This window comes from Streptomyces sp. I05A-00742 (assembly GCF_013055795.1).
Classification (GTDB): Bacteria; Actinomycetota; Actinomycetes; order Streptomycetales; family Streptomycetaceae; genus Streptomyces.
Map to the genome: position 1 here is coordinate 48,952 of NZ_JABETO010000026.1, position 19,937 is coordinate 68,888.

At 72.9% G+C, this 19,937-nt stretch carries 16 protein-coding genes and 1 pseudogene; 5 read left to right on the plus strand and 12 right to left on the minus strand.

Annotated elements, in window-relative coordinates; genetic code table 11:
- Positions 1–94: 94 nt before the first annotated feature.
- The 3 genes and pseudogenes from HN013_RS33190 to HN013_RS22610 form a co-directional block, all read right to left on the minus strand.
- Positions 95–1,986: pseudogene (locus HN013_RS33190) on the minus strand (substrate-binding domain-containing protein).
- Positions 1,976–3,586, minus strand: coding sequence for a sugar ABC transporter ATP-binding protein (locus HN013_RS22605; protein ID WP_171169088.1), 1,611 nt, complete (start codon positions 3,584–3,586; stop codon positions 1,976–1,978). Before HN013_RS22605 ends, HN013_RS33190 begins: the two are co-directional and overlap by 11 nt.
- 48 nt (positions 3,587–3,634) lie before the next feature.
- Positions 3,635–4,654, minus strand: a complete 1,020-nt coding sequence (locus HN013_RS22610) for a LacI family DNA-binding transcriptional regulator (protein WP_171169090.1) — start codon at positions 4,652–4,654, stop codon at positions 3,635–3,637.
- Between the two features lie 186 nt (positions 4,655–4,840).
- On the opposite strand from HN013_RS22610, the gene HN013_RS22615 reads away from it, so the two are divergent.
- Both HN013_RS22615 and HN013_RS22620 read left to right on the plus strand, forming a co-directional pair.
- Positions 4,841–6,187, plus strand: coding sequence for an FAD-binding oxidoreductase (locus HN013_RS22615; protein WP_171169091.1), 1,347 nt, complete (start codon positions 4,841–4,843; stop codon positions 6,185–6,187).
- Positions 6,188–6,457: 270 nt separating this feature from the next.
- Entirely contained in the window at positions 6,458–6,739 is a 282-nt protein-coding gene (locus HN013_RS22620; protein WP_171169093.1) for a hypothetical protein, read from the plus strand.
- Between the two features lie 178 nt (positions 6,740–6,917).
- On the opposite strand, the gene HN013_RS22625 is transcribed toward HN013_RS22620, so the two are convergent.
- The gene (locus HN013_RS22625; RefSeq protein WP_171169095.1) at positions 6,918–7,358 is read right to left on the minus strand and encodes a hypothetical protein; all 441 of its coding nucleotides are present in this window, start codon (positions 7,356–7,358) and stop codon (positions 6,918–6,920) included.
- A 431-nt stretch (positions 7,359–7,789) separates the two neighbouring features.
- On the opposite strand from HN013_RS22625, the gene HN013_RS22630 reads away from it, so the two are divergent.
- Entirely contained in the window at positions 7,790–8,350 is a 561-nt protein-coding gene (locus tag HN013_RS22630) for a superoxide dismutase family protein (RefSeq protein WP_171169097.1), read from the plus strand.
- A 76-nt stretch (positions 8,351–8,426) separates the two neighbouring features.
- Here the strand turns inward: HN013_RS22630 and HN013_RS22635 are convergent, their stop codons facing one another.
- The 5 genes from HN013_RS22635 to HN013_RS33995 form a co-directional block, all read right to left on the minus strand.
- Positions 8,427–8,648, minus strand: a complete 222-nt coding sequence (locus HN013_RS22635) for a hypothetical protein (protein ID WP_171169099.1) — start codon at positions 8,646–8,648, stop codon at positions 8,427–8,429.
- Positions 8,649–8,938: 290 nt separating this feature from the next.
- The gene (locus HN013_RS22640; protein WP_171169101.1) at positions 8,939–9,853 is read right to left on the minus strand and encodes a LysR family transcriptional regulator; all 915 of its coding nucleotides are present in this window, start codon (positions 9,851–9,853) and stop codon (positions 8,939–8,941) included.
- Between the two features lie 76 nt (positions 9,854–9,929).
- Positions 9,930–11,123: a glycine C-acetyltransferase gene (locus tag HN013_RS22645; RefSeq protein WP_171169102.1), complete on the minus strand. Its 1,194-nt coding sequence runs from the start codon at positions 11,121–11,123 to the stop codon at positions 9,930–9,932.
- A gap of 62 nt (positions 11,124–11,185) precedes the next feature.
- Entirely contained in the window at positions 11,186–12,214 is a 1,029-nt protein-coding gene (gene tdh, locus HN013_RS22650; RefSeq protein ID WP_171169103.1) for an L-threonine 3-dehydrogenase, read from the minus strand.
- Positions 12,215–12,450: 236 nt separating this feature from the next.
- Positions 12,451–13,392: an NUDIX domain-containing protein gene (locus HN013_RS33995; protein WP_171169104.1), complete on the minus strand. Its 942-nt coding sequence runs from the start codon at positions 13,390–13,392 to the stop codon at positions 12,451–12,453.
- 316 nt (positions 13,393–13,708) lie between these two features.
- Here HN013_RS33995 and HN013_RS22660 point away from each other — a divergent pair, with 316 nt between their 5' ends.
- Together HN013_RS22660 and HN013_RS22665 are read left to right on the plus strand one after the other, a co-directional pair.
- A complete protein-coding gene (locus HN013_RS22660) occupies positions 13,709–14,905 on the plus strand; it encodes a trans-acting enoyl reductase family protein (protein WP_171169105.1) in 1,197 nt (398 codons plus the stop codon).
- An 89-nt stretch (positions 14,906–14,994) separates the two neighbouring features.
- Complete coding sequence (locus HN013_RS22665; RefSeq protein WP_171169106.1) at positions 14,995–15,930, plus strand: SMP-30/gluconolactonase/LRE family protein; 936 nt, start codon at positions 14,995–14,997, stop codon at positions 15,928–15,930.
- Between the two features lie 53 nt (positions 15,931–15,983).
- On the opposite strand, the gene HN013_RS22670 is transcribed toward HN013_RS22665, so the two are convergent.
- From HN013_RS22670 to HN013_RS22680, 3 genes are all read right to left on the minus strand, one after another.
- The gene (locus tag HN013_RS22670) at positions 15,984–17,138 is read right to left on the minus strand and encodes a nucleotide disphospho-sugar-binding domain-containing protein (protein WP_171169107.1); all 1,155 of its coding nucleotides are present in this window, start codon (positions 17,136–17,138) and stop codon (positions 15,984–15,986) included.
- A gap of 78 nt (positions 17,139–17,216) precedes the next feature.
- Entirely contained in the window at positions 17,217–18,434 is a 1,218-nt protein-coding gene (locus HN013_RS22675; protein WP_171169108.1) for an FAD-dependent oxidoreductase, read from the minus strand.
- 99 nt (positions 18,435–18,533) lie between these two features.
- Positions 18,534–19,736 carry a cytochrome P450 gene (locus HN013_RS22680; protein ID WP_171169110.1) on the minus strand — a complete coding sequence of 401 codons (1,203 nt, stop codon included), beginning with the start codon at positions 19,734–19,736 and terminating at the stop codon, positions 18,534–18,536.
- Between the last annotated feature and the right edge of the window lie 201 nt (positions 19,737–19,937).

Here is a 19,937-nt window from a genome sequence, read left to right on the forward strand (position 1 = left end):
GTCGTCCGCCGGGGCCGTCCGGCGTGAGCCATCTTGCGTCAGCCGCCCCGTGTGAGCCGCCCCGCGCCAGCCGCCCCGCGTACGCCGCCCACCCTCACTCGTCGAACCCCGCCGCGTTCTTCCGCGTCACCAGCACCACCGGCACCTTCACCGTCTTCGGCAGCCGCTCGCCCTTCGCGGCCCGGACCGCCCGGTCCACCGCCTGCCGGCCCAGCAGCTCGGGCTGCTGGGCGACGGTCGCCGTCAGGGCGCCGTCGCGCACGGCGGCGATTCCGTCGGGCGTGCCGTCGAAGCCCACGACCTTCACCGTCCGGCCCGACGCGGAGCCCAGGGCCTTGGCCGCGCCGAGCGCCATCTCGTCGTTGGCGGCGAAGACCCCGGTCAGACCGCGGTGCGCCTGGAGGAGGTTGGTCATCACGTCCATGCCCTTGGTGCGGTCGAAGTCGGCGGGCTGGCGGGCGACCACCTCGATGCCGGGGAACGCCCTGATCCCGTCCTCGAACCCCTTGCCCCGTTCGCGGGCGGCGGACGTACCGGGCTGCCCCTCCAGGACGACGACCTTCCCCCGGCCGCCCAGGGACCCGGCGAGTGTCCTGGCGGCCAGCCGCCCGCCCTCGACGTTGTCGGAGGCGATCGTCGTGCCCACCGTGCCGCCGTTGACCCCGCGGTTGATGGAGATCACCGGGACGTCCGCGCGGTTGGCCACGCCCACCGCGGGGACGGCGGCGTCGGAGTCGACCGGGTTGATGATGGCGGCCTTCACGTTCTGGCTGGTGAACGTCTCCATCTGGTTGATCTGCTGGGACGGGTCGTTCTGCGCGTCCGTGATGTTGATCTTCAGCCCGCGGGCCTTCGCCTCGGCCTGCGCGCCCTTCTTGATGCCCACGAAGAACGGGTTGTTCATGGTCGACAGGGCCAGACCGAGATCGGTGTTCCCGCCGCGGTCGCACCCGGTGGTGCTCAGCCCCAGCCCGAGCAGCAGCAGAGCGGCCGCCACACCCCGCCCCCTCATCGCGCGCTCCGGCGGCGCAGCGTGTCCAGCAGCACGGCCACCGCGATGACCAGGCCCGTGGCCACCTGCTGCCAGAAGGCCGACACGCTCAGCAGATTGAGGCCGTTGCGCAGCACCGCGAGGATCAGGGCGCCGATCAGCGTGCCGGACGCCTTGCCGGACCCGCCGGACAGGCTGGCCCCGCCGATGACGACGGCGGCGATCGCGTCCAGCTCGTACCCCGTCGCCGCCTGGGGCTGGGCGGAGGTCAGCCGGGCGGCCAGGACGATCCCGGCGACCGCGGCGAACAGCCCGGAGAGCGCGTAGACGACCAGCTTGCGGCGCTTGACGTCGATGCCCGACAGCCGCGCCGCCTCCTCGTTGCCGCCGATCGCGAACATGGCCCGGCCCGTGTACGTACGGCCCAGCACCAGCGCCGCCAGCAGCCCCATCGCCGCCATGACCAGCACCGGCACCGGCAGCCAGCCGCCCAGCGTGTCGCCGAGCCGGCTCACGGAGGACGGGAAGGCGATCGGGGAGCCCCCCGATATGACCAGGGCGAGCCCGCGGCCCACCGACAGCATGGCCAGGGTGGCGATGAACGCCGGCAGCCTCCCGTACGCCACCAGCGCACCGGAGACCAGCCCCGCCACCGCGCCGACGGCCAGTCCCAGCAGGACCGCCACCACCACGGGAAGCCCCTGCGAGGTGGCTGCCCAGGCGACCACGGTGGCGGAGAGCGCCGCCACCGAACCCACCGACAGGTCGATGCCCGCCGACACGATCACGAACGTCACGCCGAACGCGAGGATCGCCGTGACCGACGCCTGGACCCCGACGTTCAGCAGGTTCTGCCCGTGCAGGAAATCCTTCGACAGCGCCGCCATCACCACGACCAGCGCGATCAGACCGCCCAACGGGCCGTTGCGCAGCACCGCCCGCGTGAACCACTGTGCCGGGCCGGTCCCCGGCACCCGCATCACCTCAGCCGACATCGGAGCCCTCCATCGCGCTCTCGTTCCCCGTCACCGCACCGCCCGCGTTCCGGACGGCCAGCTCCATCACGGCGTCCTGGGCGGCGGGACTCTGATCGCCGCCCGGCACCTCGCCCACGACGCGGCCCTGCGCCATCACCAGCACCCGGTCGCTCATTCCCAGTACCTCCGGCAGGTCGCTGGAGATCATCAGCACCCCGCAGCCCGCCGCCGTCAGCTCGTTGACGAGCCGGTAGATCTCCACCTTGGCGCCGACGTCGACGCCGCGCGTCGGCTCGTCCAGGATCAGCAGCCGGACCCCGGCCAGCAGCCACTTGCCGATGACGATCTTCTGCTGGTTGCCGCCGGACAGCGTCCGCGCCGACTGTTCGAGACCGCTCATCCGCACCTTCAGCCGGTCGGCCATCGCCGCCGCCTCCCGGCGCTGAGCCCGCCGGTCGACGAACCCCGCACGGGTGTCCCGGTCGAGCCGCGCCAGCGTCAGGTTGTCGTCCAACGGCGCGTCCAGCAGCAGTCCCTGGGCCTTGCGGTCCTCGGGGACCAGGCCGACGCCGGCCCGCATGGCGGCCCGGACGTCACCCGGGCGCAGCGCCCGGCCGTCCACCTCGACCGTCCCGGCCGTGTACCGGTCCACGCCGAACACGGCCCGCGCCACCTCGGTGCGGCCCGCGCCCACCAGCCCGGCCAGGCCCACGACCTCCCCGGCGCGCACCTCGAAACCCACGTCCTCGAAGCCCGGGGCGCCGTCCGCGCCCCGCCGGGTGAGCGCCCGAACCCTCAGCAGTGGCGCACCGGGTTCGGTGCGGCGGCGCGGGTACTGCTCGGTGATGTCACGGCCCACCATCAGCCGGATCAGCTCGTCCTCCGGCGTGGACGCGGGCACCTCGGCCACGCTGCGGCCATCCCGGAGGACGGTCACCCGGTCGCCGAGCGCCGCTATCTCCTCCAGGTGGTGGGTGATGAAGACGATCCCGACGCCGCTGTCGCGCAGTTCGCGGACGATGCCGAAGAGCGTCGCGACCTCCCCGGAGGTGAGGACCGCCGTCGGCTCGTCCATGACGAGCACGCGGGCGTCCAGGCTCAGCGCCTTGGCGATCTCCACCATCTGAAGCTGGGCGATGCCCAGCCCGGCCACCGGCGCCGTCGGGGGCACGCGGAGGCGGACGCGGTCGAGCAGCCGCGCCGCACGGGCGTTCATTTTCCGCCGGTCCACCAGTCCGAGGCGGGTGCGCGGCTGCCGGCCGAGGAAGACGTTCTCGGCGACCGTCAGCCCCGGGACCAGGTTGAACTCCTGGTGGATGGTGGCGATCCCGAGCCGCTCCGCGTCCTGCGCGGAGCGGACGGCCACCTCCTCGCCGGCCACCAGGATGCGGCCCGTGTCGGGGCGGTGGGCGCCGGCGAGCATCTTGATGAGGGTGCTCTTGCCGGCCCCGTTCTCGCCGAGCAGGACGTGCACCTCACCCGCCGTCAGGCGCAGGTCCACGCCGTCCAGGGCCTTCACCCCGGGGAAGGACTTGGTCACGCCCTCCACGCGCAGCAGTTCCGCGCGCTCGGGCGGATCCTCGCGGCCGTCCCGCACGTCGCCGTTGACGCCGGTCATACGCCTCTCCTCGTTCCGTGGCCGTCGGCCGGCCGTGCCGTTGCTCCGTCACCCCTCCAACGGGCGCCGTAAGGGCGCCGGTTCGCCGCACGAGCGGCGCACCACCAGCCGCGCCGACAACAGGACGGAATCGGCGGGCCGCCCCTCGACGCGCTCCAGCAGGGTGTGCACCGCCGCCCTGCCCAGCTCCCGCGTCGGCTGGGCCACCGCGGTGAGCGGCGGGTCGGTGTGCGCGAACCAGGCGACGTCGTCGTACGCGACCAGCGCCACGTCGTCCGGGACGCGCAGCCCCCGCGCCCTGATCTCGTCCAGCGCGCCGAGGGCCATCAGGTTGTCGGCGGCCAGCACGGCGTCCGGCGGGTCCGGCAGGCCGAGCAGGTCCCGCATCACCCGGCGGCCCCCGTCGGGCGTCAGGTCCGGCGAGGCCCTGGCCCGCTCCGGCGGCAGCGCGATGCCGTGCGCGGCGAGCGCCTCGCGGAAGCACTCCAGCCGCTCGTCCCCCACCGGGGTGCCGGCCGGAGCGATGATCACGGCCGGCCGGCGCCGCCCCAACGCCGCCAAGTGCGCGGCGAGTTCGGTCAGCGCCGTGCGCCCCTCGGCCCGGACGCACGGGGCCGCCACCCCGGGCACCGACCGGTCCAGCAGGACCAGCGGGGTGTCGGAGGCGACGATCTCGCGCAGCACCTCCGAGCCGGTACCGGCCGAGCTGACCATCAGGCCGTCGATACGGCGGTCCAGCAGGGTGCGGAGGTGGTCGTCCTGCTGGGCCGGGCTCTCCCCGGCGTTGCCGATGATCAGGCTGTAGCCGAGCCGCCGGGCCTCCTGCTCGACGGCGTCGGCCAGTTCGGTGAAGAACGTGTTCCGCAGGTCGCTGATGACCAGGCCCAGCGTCCTGGTGCGCGCCGTGCGCAGCGCCCGCGCCACGACGTTGGGCCGGTAGCCGAGCTCGGCGACGGCGGCCAGGACGCGGTCGCGGGTCTCGGCCACGGGCGAGCGGCCGTTCAGCACCCGCGACACCGTGGCGACGGAGACTCCGGCCCGGTCGGCCACGTCCTTGATGGTCGCCATGGGCCGCCCTCCGTGGGTGTGTAATCGTTTTCGCGAGGACAGGTAATCGATTACACGGCGGTGGCGTCAAGGGATGGCCGCAGTGGCCCACGTCACATCAGCCGCGTCGCGGGACATCCGACGCGTCTCGGCGCACGTCCGATTCGTGCAAGACCCGGCCCGCCTTCCCTGGCTACGTTCCCCCGCATGAGCGCGAACACGGGCCCGGTCTTCCTGCCGGGCCATCAGGGATACGACGACGAGCGGCTGGGGCTGAACAGGGCGGTCGCCTCGCGGCCGGTGCGGGTGGTCGGGGCGGCCGGGGAGCAGGACGTGGTGGCCGCGGTGCGTACGGCGGCCGAGTCCGGGCGGCCCGTCGGGGTGCTGGCCACCGGGCACGGGCCCGCGGTGCCGGCCGACGGCGCCGTACTGGTGAACACGCGCCGGATGGACGGCGTCCGGGTCGACCCGGCCCGTGCGACGGCCTGGGTCGAAGCGGGCACCCGCTGGCGTCAGGTGCTGGAACGCACCGCCCCGTACGGACTGGCCCCGCTGAACGGGTCGAGTCCCGACGTAGGAGCGATCGGCTACCTGACGGGCGGTGGCGCCGGGCTGCTGGGCCGGCGCTTCGGCTTCGCCGCCGATCACGTGCGGCGGCTGCGGCTGGTCACGGCCGACGGCCGGCTGCGCGACGTGACCGCGGCGTCCGACCCCGACCTGTTCTGGGCGGTCCGCGGCGGCAAGGACAACTTCGGCCTGGTCGTGGGCGCGGAGATCGACCTGTTCCCGGTGGCACGGCTGTACGGCGGCGGCCTCTACTTCCCCGGCGAGGCCACCGCCGAGGTGCTGCACGCCTACGCGGACTTGGTCCGGCACCTGCCCGAGGAGACGGCGACCTCCGTGCTGCTGGTCCGGAACCCCGATCTGCCCGGCATCCCGCAGCCGCTGCGCGGCCGGTTCGTCACCCACCTCCGCTTCGCCCACAGCGGGGACCCGGCGGACGGCGAGCTCCTGGTGAAGCCGCTGCGCGCGCTCGGGCCGGTCCTCCTGGACACCGTACGGGAGATGCCCTACGCCGAGGTCGGCACGATCCACCACGAGCCCACCTCCCTGCCGTACGTCGTCCACGACCGCAACCTGCTCCTGAGCGATCTGACCCACGACGCCGTCGACACCCTCGTCGACCTGGCCGGGCCGGACGCGCGGCCACCGTTCGTCACCGAGCTCCGGCACTTCGGCGGCGCCTACGCGCGGCCGCCGGAGGTCCCCAACTGCGTCGGCGGGCGCGACGCGGCCTTCTCGCTCTTCACGGGCGCCGATCCGGCGAGCGGGCCGCCCCGGCAGCGGGACGCACTGCTGGCCGGCCTGCGTCCGTGGAGCACCGGTGGGATGAACCTCAATTTCGCGGGCGTGGAGGACGCCACCCCGGACCGCGTCCGCGCCGCCTACGCGCCGGCCGACTACGAGCGGCTGAGGAACCTCAAGTCCCACTACGATCCCGGCAACATGTTCCGGATCAACTTCAACATCCCGCCGGAAGGGGACCGTTCCTGACGGCGTGCCGGCGAGAGTGGAATCCCGAACGCCCCGGGCGATCGCGGAGGAACAGGGCGTCGGTGGTGCGGAACGCAGTGATCCACAACACTGGAATCATATGTTCCGGCTTCGTGTCCTCTGCCCGGCTTTGCCTGCTTCCTGTGTTACCGATCTCGGTTACGCTCCGCGTCGTCGACCACCTTGGGTGACCAAGAGGGTCGATATTCCTGTCCCTCAAAGGCCACGGATCCCCCACGAAGGGGCCCGGACCGGAAGTTGGAGAACCACATGCGCCGACGCATCGTCGCACTCGCCGTGAGCGCGCTCATGGCCGGAGGCACGGTCGCCATGACCCTGCCCGCCCAGACCGCCAGCGCCAAGGCCATCACCTGCGACACGTCGCAGATGCGCCAGCAGGTCGCCAACCTCAAGGCCAAGGCCCAGCGGCTGAAGCACGAGGGCGAGTACGCGGCCGCCAGGCGGGCCCTGGCCCAGGCCGACGCGATCCAGAAGAAGCTCAACGCCTGCATCAAGGGGGACAACGACGCGTCGAAGCCGTTCCCGCGGTAGTCACGGACGCCCGGGGCCCGCTCGCCGCACGTACGGCACGGCGGGCGGGCCCCGTCCGGTGCCCGGAGGGCAACGGCTCATGGACCCGTCCGCCTCGCCGTTCATACGGCGAGGCGGAACCGCTCAAGAGGTGTGGTCCGCCCTACCGCCGGGCCGGATCCGACCAACAGCGAGGGGGTCAACAGCGGGTGACGGAGAGGGTTTGGTTGACCTCTTTGACGAAATGCTTGCCCTTGTAGGCGAGAACCTGGGTGCGCCAGATGATGGGCTTGACGCACTTGGCGGCAGTCGTCCACGTCATGTCGTACTGGCTGAGGCGGCCGCTGGGGTTCGAGTCCTGGACGGCCCACCGGACCCCGCCCGGCGCGGGATTCCCCGCCAGGAGGAAGATCGTGGCGCGGTCCCACTTGCCACCGCATGTGTTGGCGGTCGCGTGGCCGTAGACCTTTCCGTTCTGGACGTACGGCCGGCCGGCTTCCAGCCTGCACGAGGCCAGGTCGGCCCCCGGTGCGGCCGCTGAGGCGGGCACGGTCAGGCCGATGCCGCTGAGGGCGGCGACGGCCGCCGTGACGGCAGCGATGCGCCCGCGACGGCGCGACGGTTCGAGCATCCTCGCCATGTCTCCTCCAAGATCGGTGCTTGTCGAAACTGGTCGGTGCTGGTGGTACCGGCAGGCGCGGGGTGCTGCACAGAGTCCTGCTGACCGCGACTACGGGTGCTGCGAAGGTCACCTGCTCCTGCCTCGGCCGGGTCGATCCTCCCGGTATTCCGTGCGCTGGAGTCTCACGAGAACCTCAAATTTACTTACGTCTCAAGGGAGTTGGTGGCATCGCTGGTACCAGAGCCCCAGTGCCGTCGGCTGCCTCATGGTGCCGACGCCCCGCGCGGGGGCGTGGTACGGGGGTGCGGTGCGGGGAAGCGGCCCGGTCGGTGAGGGCCGGCGCCTGGCGGGGTGAGCCGGTACGGCCGTTCGGCGGATGCCGGTGAAATGCGGCAAATGTGTGGCGCGCTTCGGTGAGGCCGGTGCCCGGCCGGGGAAGAGGTCCGGATATGACCTATGTATCCGTAGTGGCCGCCGCCGTCGTGGCGGTGGTGCCGACCGTGGTCCTCGTTCCGCAGGACGATCCGGTGACCGTGACCAAGGCCTTTCGTGCAGATGTGCGAGACGGTGCCGTCACCTATGACCCGGACGCGGTGCCGGAGGGCGCGCGCGTCCAGGTGGTGGAGCGTGAGACGAGCGGTGGGGGCACGCGGTTCGAACTGCGCCTCCGCGGCCTTCCGGGCAACCGTACGTTCGGGGCCCATGTGCACAGGGAGGCGTGCGGCTCCGAGCCCGAGGACGCGGGGCCGCACTACCAGCACGTCAAGGATCCGGTGCAGCCCTCGGTCGACCCCGCCTACGCGAACCCGAGGAACGAGGCGTGGCTCGACTTCACCACCGACCGGCGCGGCGATGCCCGCGTCGAGGCGACGGTGACCTGGCGCGTCCGCCCGGGCGAGGCCCGCTCGATGGTGCTCCACGAGCACGCCACCGAGACCGCCCGAGGCCGCGCCGGGATGGCCGGGGAACGGCTGGCGTGTGTGACGGTGCCCTTCGGCAGGGGGCGCTGAGAACGGAAGGGGCTCCGCCCCGGGGCGGGGTCGGTCCGGCGGATGGCGGATACGCCGGGCGGGCCCCGGTCGTGCGTCAAGCCGCGTGCCGGCCCCGATGGCCGCCGCGCCGCGGGGAGGCGTCGGGCAGGCGAGGCTCGTCGGCGGGGAGATCCGGTACGACGCGCAGGTGACGTTCCGATGGCAGCGGCGCCTGGTCGGGCTCGGGTGCCTCACCCAGCATGCGGTCCTCGTATCCCGCGAGAGCGAAGATGAGGCCCAGGAGCAGGGGAGGGATGAGCAGGGCGGTGAAAACCACGGAGGGACTCCTTCCCGGAAGGCCGTCCCTGGCCGTGTTGCCTCCTTCGTCGCACGGAAACCCCTCATCCCCCGTCCTCCGCGGGAAGCGGCGGATACGGGCCATCGTGCGCCGGCGGCCGACGACGGGCGCCTCGACGCTCGTCTCGGCGGCCGACTGGTGGAAAAGGGGCGCATTGAGCGGCGACTCGCCCGAAATATGCGCCCGCACCCACCGCGGTTGAACATGGAACCGCAGCCCTGCGCCCGGACCACCGGCCGGGGCACGCCGTCCGGGAGTACCCCCGGCCCTCACCCCGCCGACAGCGACCCCGCCACCTCGCCCAGCGCCTCCAGCACCGGCCGGATCAGCGGATGCTGCTCCGCGCCCCGCCGGACGGCGGCGAACACGCGGCGGGTGGGGGTGACGCCCTCGACGGGGCGGACGACGATGTCCTTGATGTTCATGCCGGAGAGCGCGGAGCGCGGTACGAGGGCCACGCCGGCGCCGGCGCCGGCCAGGGCGGCGACGGCGCGGAAGTCGTCGGAGGAGTGGGCCAGGCGCGGCTGGAAGCCGGCGAGTTCGCAGGCGAGGACCGTCATGTCGTGGCAGGGGTTGCCCGGGTAGGGGGCGATCCAGTCGCTGTCGGCGAGTTCGTCGAGGCGGACGTGGGGCTCGCGGGCCAGCGGGTGGGAGGTGTGCAGCACCGCGTCGAAGGGCTCGGCGTAGAGCGGGACGCGGACGAGCCGCAGGTCGTTCTCGCGCGGGGCGCCGCGGTACTCGACGGCCAGGGCGACGTCGGCCAGGCCGTCCATGACGAGCGGCAGGCTCTCGTCGCCCTCGGCGTCGCGCACCCGGAGCCGGATGCCCGGGTGGCGGCCGGCGAGCAGGGTGATGACGGGGGCCAGCACCTCGGCGATGCCGGTGGCGAACGCGGCGACGGTGAGCTCGCCGGCGCTGCCGTCCGCGTAGGCGGCGAGCTCGGCCTCGGCCCGTTCCAACTGGGCCACGACCTGGTGGGCGTGGGTGAGCAGGATCTCGCCTGCCGCGGTCAGGCGGACGCCGCGGCCGCTGCGGGTCAGCAGCACATGGCCGGTCTCCTGTTCGAGGGCGGCGAGCTGCTGGGACACGGCGGAGGGGGTCAGGTACAGCGCCGCGGCCGCGGCGGTCACCGTACGGTGGTCCGCCACGGCCCGCAGGACGCGCAGTCGCCGGGGGTCGATCACCTGGCCAATTTTGCCAGGGCCCGGGGCGGCGTACGGCCGGTCCGCCGCCGGGTCGGCCCCGGAGGGACCGGCGGGGTCAGCCCTTGAGCTCCTTGCGCGCGTCGACGAACGCGGCGACGGCCCGCTCGACGTCGGCGGTGGAGTGCGCGGCGGACAGCTGGACCCGGATCCGGGCGGCGCCCAGCGGGACCACCGGGTACGAGAAGCCGATGACGTACACGCCGCGCTCCAGCAGCAGCTCCGCCATCCGGCCCGCCTCGGCCGCGTCACCGATCATGACGGGGGCGATGGCGTGGTCGCCGGGCAGGATCTCGAAGCCGGCCTCGGTCATGCTCGTGCGGAACAGCTCGGTGTTGGCGCGCAGCTTCTCCCGCAGGTCGCCCGCGGACTCCAGCAGGTCGAGGACCTTCAGGGAGGCGGCGGCGATGACCGGGGCGAGGGAGTTCGAGAAGAGGTACGGGCGCGAGCGCTGGCGGAGCAGGGCGACGATCTCGGCGCGGGCGGCGACGTAGCCGCCGGAGGCGCCGCCGAGGGCCTTGCCGAGGGTGCCGGTGATGATGTCCACCCGGTCCATGACGCCGTGCAGCTCGGGGGTGCCCCGGCCGCCGGGGCCGACGAAGCCGACGGCGTGCGAGTCGTCGACCATGACCATGGCGTCGTAGCGGTCGGCCAGGTCGCAGATCTCGCGGAGCGGGGCGACATAGCCGTCCATGGAGAACACGCCGTCGGTGACGATCAGACGGCGCCGGGCGTCCTGCGTGTCCTGGAGCTGCTTCTCCAGGTCGGCGAGGTCACGGTTGGCGTAGCGGTGGCGGCGGGCCTTGGAGAGCCGGATGCCGTCGATGATGCTGGCGTGGTTGAGGGCGTCGGAGATGACGGCGTCCTCGGCGCCGAGCAGCGTCTCGAAGACGCCCCCGTTGGCGTCGAAGCAGGAGGAGTACAGGATGGTGTCCTCCTGGCCGAGGAACGCCGACAGCCGCGCCTCCAGCTCCTTGTGGACGTCCTGCGTACCGCAGATGAAGCGCACCGACGCCATGCCGTAGCCCCAGCGGTCGAGGGCGTCCTTGGCGGCGGCGACGACCTCGGGGTGGTCGGCGAGGCCGAGGTAGTTGTTGGCGCAGAAGTTGAGCACGTCGCCGGGGGTGCCGCCGGCGGTGACGTGCACCGAGGCGCTCTGCGGCGTGCCGATGACCCGCTCCGGCTTGAAGAGACCGGCTTCACGGATCTCGTCGAGGGTGGCGCGGAGGTCGTCGCGGACGGAGGCGAACATGCGGGGGCTCCTTCGGGAAGGGCGGAAGGCGGGGTGCGGGGGCGGGAGGACGACGCCGGAGGTCAGGCGGTCCAGTCCAGGATGATCTTGCCGCTCCGTGCGGTGGCGGCCTCGTAGAAGGCCGCGTCGAAGTCCCGGTGGGAGTACCGGCCCGTGACCACCGGCGCGAGGTCGAGTCCGGCCTCCAGCAGCACGGTCATCGCGTACCACGTCTCGTACATCTCACGGCCGTAGATGCCCTTGATGGTGATCATCGAGGTGACGAGCTTCGACCAGTCGACGGGGAACTCCTGCGACGGCAGGCCCAGCATGGCGATGCGGCCGCCGTGCGTCATGTTGGCGATCATGTCCTGCAGCGCCTCGGGGCGGCCCGACATCTCCAGGCCGATGTCGAAGCCCTCGCGCAGCCCCAGGGCGCGCTGCGCGTCCGCGATCGAGGACTCGGCGACGTTGCAGGCCAGGGTGGCGCCGACCTTGCGGGCCAGGTCCAGGCGCGGCTCGCTGACGTCGGTGATGACCACGTTGCGGGCGCCGGCGTGCCGGGCCACGGCCGCGGCCATGATGCCGATCGGGCCCGCGCCCGTGATGAGGACGTCCTCGCCCACCAGGGGGAAGGACAGCGCCGTGTGCACGGCGTTGCCGAACGGGTCGAAGATCGCGGCGATGTCGAGGTCGACCTCGGTCCGGTGCACCCAGACGTTGGAGGCCGGCAGCGCGACGTACTCGGCGAAGGCGCCGTCCCGGCCGACGCCGAGGCCGACCGTGCTCCGGCACAGATGGCGGCGGCCGGCCAGACAGTTGCGGCACTTGCCGCAGACCAGGTGCCCCTCGCCGCTGACCAGATCGCCGACCGCGATGTCCCGGACGTCCGCACCCACCTCGGCGACCTCGCCGACGAACTCGTGCCCGAGCACGAGCGGCGTACGGACCGCCCCCTGAGCCCATCCGTCCCAGGACCGGATGTGCAGGTCCGTCCCGCAGATGCCGGTGCGCAGCACCCGGATCAGGACGTCGCCGGGACCGGTCTCCGGCTCGGGGACGTCCATGAGCCACAGCCCGGGCTCGGCCTTGTGCTTGACGAGTGCCTTCATGGGCTGCGGCTCCAGGGGGGGTGGTGGTTCCACGGCGGGGACCACGGTGAATCTTCGCGCGCACCAATGTGCCGAGTGATGCCCCTGACGTCCATCGAGGATTTCTTAAGCGGGGCAACAGAAGAACTTCACGCACGGTCCCCGGCCGGTGAAGGAACGGTCCGCGCCGTGGGGAAGACGTCGAGCGGGCTCGGACCACTGCCGGTGGTCGTCGGCCGGAATTCCGACGCGGAGCCTCACCCGACGTCCCCGGCGTAGAAGCCGTCCCGCTCGCCGGCCCGGGCGGCGGCGACGAGGCCCGGGAGGAGGCCGCGGTAGGCGACCGGGTTGATCCGCAGCCCGGACAGCCCGTCCAGCGGGACCCATACGACGCCGGCCTGCGCGCGGTCGGGGACCGGGCCGCCCAGGGTCCTGGGCACGTCGGTGACCCCGCACCAGAACAGCGCCTCCACCCGGTGGCGCGCGTCGGGGCGGGCCGGGACCTCGGGGTGCCGGTAGGGGATGTACTCGCGCAGCAGCAGGACCGGGCCCGGGGTGACGCGGACGCCGGTCTCCTCGAACACCTCGCGCGCGGCGCACTCCGACAGCGTCTCGCCCGGGTGCTGGCCGCCACCGGGCAGCCAGTACGCGGTGGTCCGGGGCGTGTTGCCGTGCAGGAGCAGCACCCGGCCGTCGTGGACGACGAGGCCGCTCGCGGCGTTCCGGATCACCGTCGGGCCGGGGCGAGGCACCGCGGGGACTCCCCGCCCGGACACCTCGGGGCCGGCCGGCACCCCGCCGTCCAGATACCGTCCGATCACCGCCCTCGCCCACGGGCTCATGGTCAGCCGGGGCAGCACCGGGGCGGGGAACCAGGCCAGCATCACCCCTTCGGTGAGGGGCAGCGCCCGCGCGTCGCCCTCCCAGTGCCCGAGGAACACGGTGATCAGCCCCGTCCCGCCGTCCGGACCCCGCGCCGGCAGCACGGCGTACCGCCGCAGCCCGGGCAGCACGAGCCCGGCCTCCTCCGCGAGTTCACGGGCGATCGCGGCCTCCGGAGTCTCGCCGTCCTCCCGGCCGCCCCCGAGGAGGGACCACGCGCCCGGGTCGCAGATCCCGGGGATGTCGTCGCGCAGGTGCAGCAGGAACTCACCGGCCGCGTTGACGACGAGCGCCGCCGTGCCCTTCGGCTCCTCCACGGCCGTCCTCCCTTGTCCGGCCTTGCCGGAAACGCGTGGTCATGGGCGGTGCACGAGGGGACGGCCGGCGTCGGCCCGCGGAACCCTGCCGTCCGGGCCACGGCGTCCGGTGCGCGACGGGGGCCGTACGGGTGAAGGATACGGGCGGCGGGCGCCCGCGCGGGGCACAACCGCGTCGGCGCCCGGCCGGGCGAACCCCCTGGCGATTACGGGAGGTTGACGATCACAGGCCGCTCTGTGAAGGTGACGAGTTCCGGAGCTGGAGTTGATCGGGGAACGGCCCCGGAAGGGGCGGGACCCGGCAGGAGGAGGCGTCATGAACAGGCAGGACGGTCCTCGACGGCCGTACGACGTCGTGCTCTTCGGGGCGACCGGGTTCGTGGGCGAGCTCACCGCCGCATACCTGCTGGCCCATGCGCCGCGGGCCTGCCGGCTGGCGCTCGCCGGGCGCAGTGGCGAGAAGCTGGAGCGGTTGCGGGAGCGGTTGGCCGGAGCCGACCCGCTCCGGGCCGCCGAGGTCGCGCTGGTGACCGCGGACGCGGGCGATCCGGCCGCGATGAGGGAACTGGCCGAGTCCGCCCACGTCGTCGCGTCGACCGTGGGGCCGTACATCCGGTACGGGGAGGAGCTGGTGGCCGCGTGCGCGGACGCGGGCACCGACTATCTGGACCTCACCGGTGAGCCGGAGTTCGTGGACACGATGTACGTGCGCCACGACCCGAGGGCGCGCGCGACCGGCGCCCGCCTCGTGCACAGCTGCGGCTTCGACTCGGTCCCCCACGACCTGGGGGTGTACTTCACCGTCCTGCAGCTGCCGGACGGGGTGCCGCTGCGTGTCGACGGGTTCGTCCAGGCGCGGGGGCTGATCTCCGGCGGCACGCTGGCCTCGTCCCTGACCATCGCCGGACGGGCGCGCCAGGCGCTCGCGGCCGCGCGGGAACGGCAGCGGTACGAGCCCCGCCCGGCGTCGGGGCGCCGGGTCCGGGTGCCGGCGGCCGGACCGCGATTCAGCAGGGAGACGGGCACTTGGGCGCTGCCGCTGCCCACCATCGACCCCACCGTCGTACGCCGTTCGGCCGTCGCGCTGGAGCGGTACGGGCCCGACTTCCGCTACCGGCACTACGCGTCGGTGAAGTCGTTGCCGCTGGCGCTGGCCGCCCCGGCCGGGGTGGGCGCCCTGGTGACCGCCGCGAACGTACCGCCCCTCCGGGCCTGGATGACGAAGCTGTACCCGCCGGGCCGCGGTCCGGACGCGGAGCGGCGTGCCCGCAGCTGGTTCCGGGTCCGGTTCGTCGGCGAGGGCGGTGGCCGGCGGGTGTTCACCGAGGTCGCGGGCGGCGACCCGGGGTACGGGGAGACCGCCAAGATCTTCGCGGAGGCGGCGCTGAGCCTGGCGCTGGACGACCTCCCGGAGACCTCGGGGCAGGTCACCACGGCGACGGCCATGGGGGATGCGCTGACGGAACGGCTGCGGGCGGCCGGGATCCGGTTCCGCGTCGCGGCGGAGTGCTGAAAAGCGGGGTGCTGAAAAGCGGAGCGCTGAAGGAGCGGCGCGCCGTGGCGACGAGACGTGACAGCGACGGAGAGAGGAAGGTCCACGGCATGCGCATACGTTCCACGGCGGTCGTGACGAGCCTGCTGGCGGCGATGGCACTCGCGGGACCGTCGGCGGCCGCGGCCGACTCCCGGGCACCCTTAGGCACCGCCTTGCGGTCGTGCCAGGAACAGGCCCGGGTGGAGGTGTTCCGGAAGGGCGGTGTCCCGCTCCTGGACTGGCGGGAGAACCTGGAGTTCGACGGCCGGGGCACCCTCTGGGTCTCGCACGTGGCGAAGCACCGGGTCGAGGGGTACGCGCCCGACGGGACGCTGCGGACCACCGTCCCGGTCACCGGCGCGGGCGGCATCCGGCGCGGTCCCGACGGCATGATGTACGTCAACTTCGGCGTCAATCCGCTGACTCCGCACGGTGGCATCATGCGGTTCGACCCGTCCGCCGCCCACCCGACACCGCGGAAGGTCGTGGACGGGATCTCCGGCGTCAACGGCCTGGCCATCGACTCCGCCGGCAACTTCTACCTCAGCCGTGAACTCTCCACCGGCATCCTGAAGATACGCCCCGACGGCACCCGGGACGAGGCCTGGACCAGGGCCGCGGACATCTTCGGCACCAACGGTCTGGACATCATCGGCGACCAGCTGTACGCGAGCGTCCTCACCGACCTCACGTCCCGCGTCGTACGGATCCCCCTGGACGACCCGGGCCGGCACACCACGGTCGCCCGGCTCAGCCCGAACCCCCTGCGGGGCAAGCTGCTGGACGACATGACGCACTTCCGCGGCGACCTCGTGGTGGCGGGCTTCGGCAGCGGTGAACTGATCCGCGTCGATCCGGCGACCGGCAACTCCTGCGTGCTCGTGAAGGGCCTGCACATGCCCAGCAGCGTCCGCGTCGCCCAGGGCTTCGGCGGCCATGACCCCCGCCACCACCTCTTCGTCGTCGAGGCGTCCGGCCGCATCGTCAAGGTGACCGTGGCCTGACGGCACCCGGCCGGGCCCGGGTTCCGGCTCCGGGGCCGGAACCCGTACGGACGTCAGGCCGCGCCCGTCCCCCGCGCCACCAGGTCCTCCAGGCGGCCGACGATCCCGGCCGGCTCCGGCATCGACGCGATCTCGGCGCGGACCTCCGCCGCGGCCGCCCGCATGCCCTCGTCCGCCAGGACCGACTCCAGGAGCTCCGGCCCGATCTCGTCGGGCCGCGCGACCCGCCCGACCCCGCGGTCGGCGATCGCCCGGGCGACGACCGGCCGCCCCAGGCCCTTGAAGTCCGGCATCACCTGCGGGAGCCCGTTCACCATCGCCCCCAGCGCCGTCCCCGGACCGGCGTGGTGGACGACCGCCGAGCAGCGGGCCAGGAGCGCGCTGTACGGCACCCAGTCGAAGGCCCGCACATTGTCGGGGAGCGGCCCGAACGGCTCCAGGTCGACGCGCGGCAGGACGACGACGAACTCGGCGTCGATCTTCGGCGCCGCCGCCAGGACCCGCTCGACGATGAGCGCCGCCTCCCCGGGCATCGGTCCGCTGCCGAGCGAGACGGCGATGCGGGGCACCTCGGGCCGGCTGTTGAGCAGGTCGAACAGCGGCTTCGGGAGCGGCCCGTTGCCGTTGTAGGGCACGAAGCGCATCGGCCACATGCCCGGCTCGGGCGGGACGACGCTCGGCGGGGTGATGTCGATGGTGGCCCGCACCTCGGGAAGGCCCACCCCGTGCTGCTCGAAGAGGTCGGCGTGGAGCTCGCGCATGCTCTCGGCGGACGGGTTCAGGAAACCGAAACCGTGCTGCACCGCGGGCACGCCCAGCTTGGCCGCCGCGACGATCGAGGGCGTCTGCAGCGGTGAGTGCACGACGAGGTCCGGCCGCCACTCCTCGGCCGTGCGGATGATCGCGGCGACCATCTCCGGGTGGAGCCGCAGCGCCGCCGCGACCGCGCCGCCCACCGCCTCCAGGTAGCCGACGCCGGACGCCTCCTGGAGCAACTGGGCCGCCATCTGCGGGTGTTGCCGGGACAGCTTGCCCACCATGGCGTCCAGGGACAGGCCGGGCGCGACGTCCACGGTGCGCGCCCCGGCCCCGCCCAGGGCGAGGCCGGGACCGCACGAGGCGACCAGCACCTCGTGGCCGGCCGTCTGGAGGGCCCAGGACAGCGCCACCATGGGGTAGGTGTGCCCGGTGCCCGGGGTGCTCGTCATCAGTACACGCATACTGCGGGGTCTCCGTTCGGGAGGCGGGGAGCGGAAGTTGTGGGTGAGACGTCCGGGGGACCGGCCTCAGCGCAGGGACGGTGCCGGGTGCTCGGGGCGCAGTCCGATCGCCATCGCCCGTGCCGGGCCGCCCTGGAACCGGGGTACGCGCTTCAGGACCCGCAGCGCCACGGGAGTGGTGGACTTCCCCTGGCCGTTGATCCACGGTTCGAGGAACCCGGTCTGGAGGAACCGCTGGATCCGCTGGGTGACCACCGTCGGCGGCATACGACGGCGCTGGACCCGCGCGAGGTGCTCATGGGTGAGCGTGCCGTCCCGCAGCGGCCCGGCGAGGACGTTCGCGGCGGCGACGGCGTCCTGCACGGCGAGGTTGATGCCGACGCCCATGATGGGCGACATGGTGTGCGCGGCGTCCCCGATGCACAGCAGCCCCGGCCTCCACCACCGTTGCAGCCGGTCGATCTGGACGTCGAGCACCTTGACGTCGTCCCAGGTGCGCACCTCGTGCACCCGGTCCGCGAGGAACGGCTTGAGCGTGGCCAGCATCTCCCGGAACCGCTCCAGGCCGTCGGCGACCAGCTCCTCGTAGCCGCCCTTGCGGATGGCGAGCGCGCCCTGCCAGTAGCCCTGGCGCTCGATGCGGACCAGTAACCGGCCGTCGGACAGCCGTCCGACCATGCCGCCCGGGTCGCTGTCCCGCTTGGACAGCCGGAACCACAGGATGTCCATGCCGGAGCCGAAGGCCCGGTGCCGCAGCCCGGCGGATTCCCGCAGCACCGACCGCCGGCCGTCGGCGGCGATGGTGAGGTCCGCGCCGAGCTCGTGCTCCCGCCCGTCGGCGTCCCGGTAGCGGAGGCCGGTGACCCGGTTCCCGTTCCTGGTGATCCCGGTGACCTCGCTGTGGCGCAGGAGCCGGAAGTTGGGGAACCGGTCGGCTTCCTCCAGGAGGAAGTCGAGGAAGTCCCATTGCGGCAGGAAGGTGATGTACGGGAACTCTCCCGGCAGCCGACGGAAGTCCGCCAGGGTGTAGGACCCGTCGTCGGTGATGACCTGGAGGCGGTGGATGCGGTGGTGGGCCAGCTTCCGGAAGGCGTCCCCCAGGCCGAGTTCGCCCATGAGGCGGTGGGTGGAGGCGTGCACCGTGTCGCCCCGGAAGTCACGCAGGAAGTCGTCGTGTTTCTCCAGCACCACAGTGTTCACCCCGGCCCTGGCGAGCAGCATGCCGAGCATCATCCCGGCAGGTCCCGCGCCGGCTATGGCACACGTCGTACGACTCAAAGCCATGACCTTCCTCTGTCGGTTCTCGGGAGTCGTGCACTGCGACCGGCCGGCGCGTCCGGCGCCGGTGCCGGGAAGGGCCGGGAGCCCGCGGGAGGTCCGCGGTCACCAGGTGACGGGCAGGGATTCCGGTGCCCGGGCGATCAGTCCCGGCTTCCACGGCACGTCCCCCGGCGGCACGGCCAGCCGGAGGGCGGGGAACCGGGTGAGGACTCCTTCGAGGGCCACCTTCAGTTCGGCGCGGGCCAGGCTCGCCCCGAGGCAGTAGTGCTGTCCGTGCCCGAACCCCAGGTGCGGATTGTGCTCCCGGTCGAACCGTATGGTCTCCGGATCGTCGAAGACCCGCTCGTCCCGGTCCCCCGAGGCCCGCTGGAAGATCACCGTATCGCCCTTGCGGATCGGCACCCCGCCGATCTCGACGTCCTCCGCGGCGCGGCGCGGGAAGCTGCCCACCGAGCGGAGCGGGACGATCCGCAGCATCTCCTCGATCGCGGGGTCCAGCAGGGACCGGTCCTCGTACAGCCGGACGTACAGGTCGCGCTGGGCGAGCAGCAGGAACGAGACGTTCGAGATCATGCTCAGGGACGTCTCGTGACCGGCCATGAGGATGCCGATACCGGTCCGTACGGCCTCCACCTCCGACAACTGCCCGGCGTCCAGCGCCTCGATGAGCACGGATATGAGGTCGTCGGAACGGCTGTCGCGGCGCCGGGTGATCAGCCTGCGCAGGAACTCCTCCAGTCCGTCCCGCGCCGCGTCGATCTCCTCCTTGGTGTGCGCGGAGGTGGCGACGAAGACGTCGGAGTACCTGCGGAACTGCGCGCGGTCCTCGTAGGGGACGCCGAAGAGTTCGACGATCATGCGGACCGGGAGCGGGATCGCCAGCCGCTGTACGAGGTCGCCCGGCGGACCGGCCTCCTCCATGGCGTCGAGCTCGGAGGTGACGAGGTCGCGCATCCGGTCGGCGAGCTGCGAGACGATGCGCGGGCGGAAGGCGTGCGCGACGACCTTGCGGATCCTGCCGTGGTCCGGCGGGTCCATGCTGAGCAGATTGCCCGGCCGCAGGGGCAGCGGGGTGACCCTGGCGGTGTCGAAGGCCGTCGCCGCGTGCGAGCTGAACCTGGGGTCGGCGAGGAACTGCTTGATCTCGTGGTAGCCGGTGACGAGCCAGGCGTCGCCGCCGTAGGGCATCCTCACCCGGGACACCGGCTCGTTGCGGCACAGTTCCAGGTAGCGGGGGTGCAGGTCGAGTCGGACAACGGGGCCGAAGGGGTAATGGGGCGGCCCGGAGGTGTCTGTGGCAGACATGGTTGCCACCTTCTGCGAGTCGTCTGGCGCACGGAATCCGTCGCACGGAAGTGCGCACGGAAAAGGAGAGCCGGGCCCGTCGGGCGCGGTGGCCCGTCCACCACCCGATGTGGCCCTTCACGGGAGAAATCCCGGCGATCCATGGTGAGAGGAAGAACGGAGTTCTCGCGGGCGGAACATGATCGGTCCTCGGCCGGCAGT

Coding starts and splice junctions, on each gene's coding strand:
- HN013_RS22605 (WP_171169088.1), bottom strand. CDS start 3,586: ATGACCGGCGTCAACGGCGACGTGCGGGACGGCCGCGAGGATCCGCCC.
- HN013_RS22610 (WP_171169090.1), bottom strand. CDS start 4,654: ATGGCGACCATCAAGGACGTGGCCGACCGGGCCGGAGTCTCCGTCGCC.
- HN013_RS22615 (WP_171169091.1), top strand. CDS start 4,841: ATGAGCGCGAACACGGGCCCGGTCTTCCTGCCGGGCCATCAGGGATAC.
- HN013_RS22620 (WP_171169093.1), top strand. CDS start 6,458: ATGCGCCGACGCATCGTCGCACTCGCCGTGAGCGCGCTCATGGCCGGA.
- HN013_RS22625 (WP_171169095.1), bottom strand. CDS start 7,358: ATGGCGAGGATGCTCGAACCGTCGCGCCGTCGCGGGCGCATCGCTGCC.
- HN013_RS22630 (WP_171169097.1), top strand. CDS start 7,790: ATGACCTATGTATCCGTAGTGGCCGCCGCCGTCGTGGCGGTGGTGCCG.
- HN013_RS22645 (WP_171169102.1), bottom strand. CDS start 11,123: ATGTTCGCCTCCGTCCGCGACGACCTCCGCGCCACCCTCGACGAGATC.
- tdh (WP_171169103.1), bottom strand. CDS start 12,214: ATGAAGGCACTCGTCAAGCACAAGGCCGAGCCCGGGCTGTGGCTCATG.
- HN013_RS22660 (WP_171169105.1), top strand. CDS start 13,709: ATGAACAGGCAGGACGGTCCTCGACGGCCGTACGACGTCGTGCTCTTC.
- HN013_RS22665 (WP_171169106.1), top strand. CDS start 14,995: ATGCGCATACGTTCCACGGCGGTCGTGACGAGCCTGCTGGCGGCGATG.
- HN013_RS22670 (WP_171169107.1), bottom strand. CDS start 17,138: ATGACGAGCACCCCGGGCACCGGGCACACCTACCCCATGGTGGCGCTG.
- HN013_RS22675 (WP_171169108.1), bottom strand. CDS start 18,434: ATGGCTTTGAGTCGTACGACGTGTGCCATAGCCGGCGCGGGACCTGCC.
- HN013_RS22680 (WP_171169110.1), bottom strand. CDS start 19,736: ATGTCTGCCACAGACACCTCCGGGCCGCCCCATTACCCCTTCGGCCCC.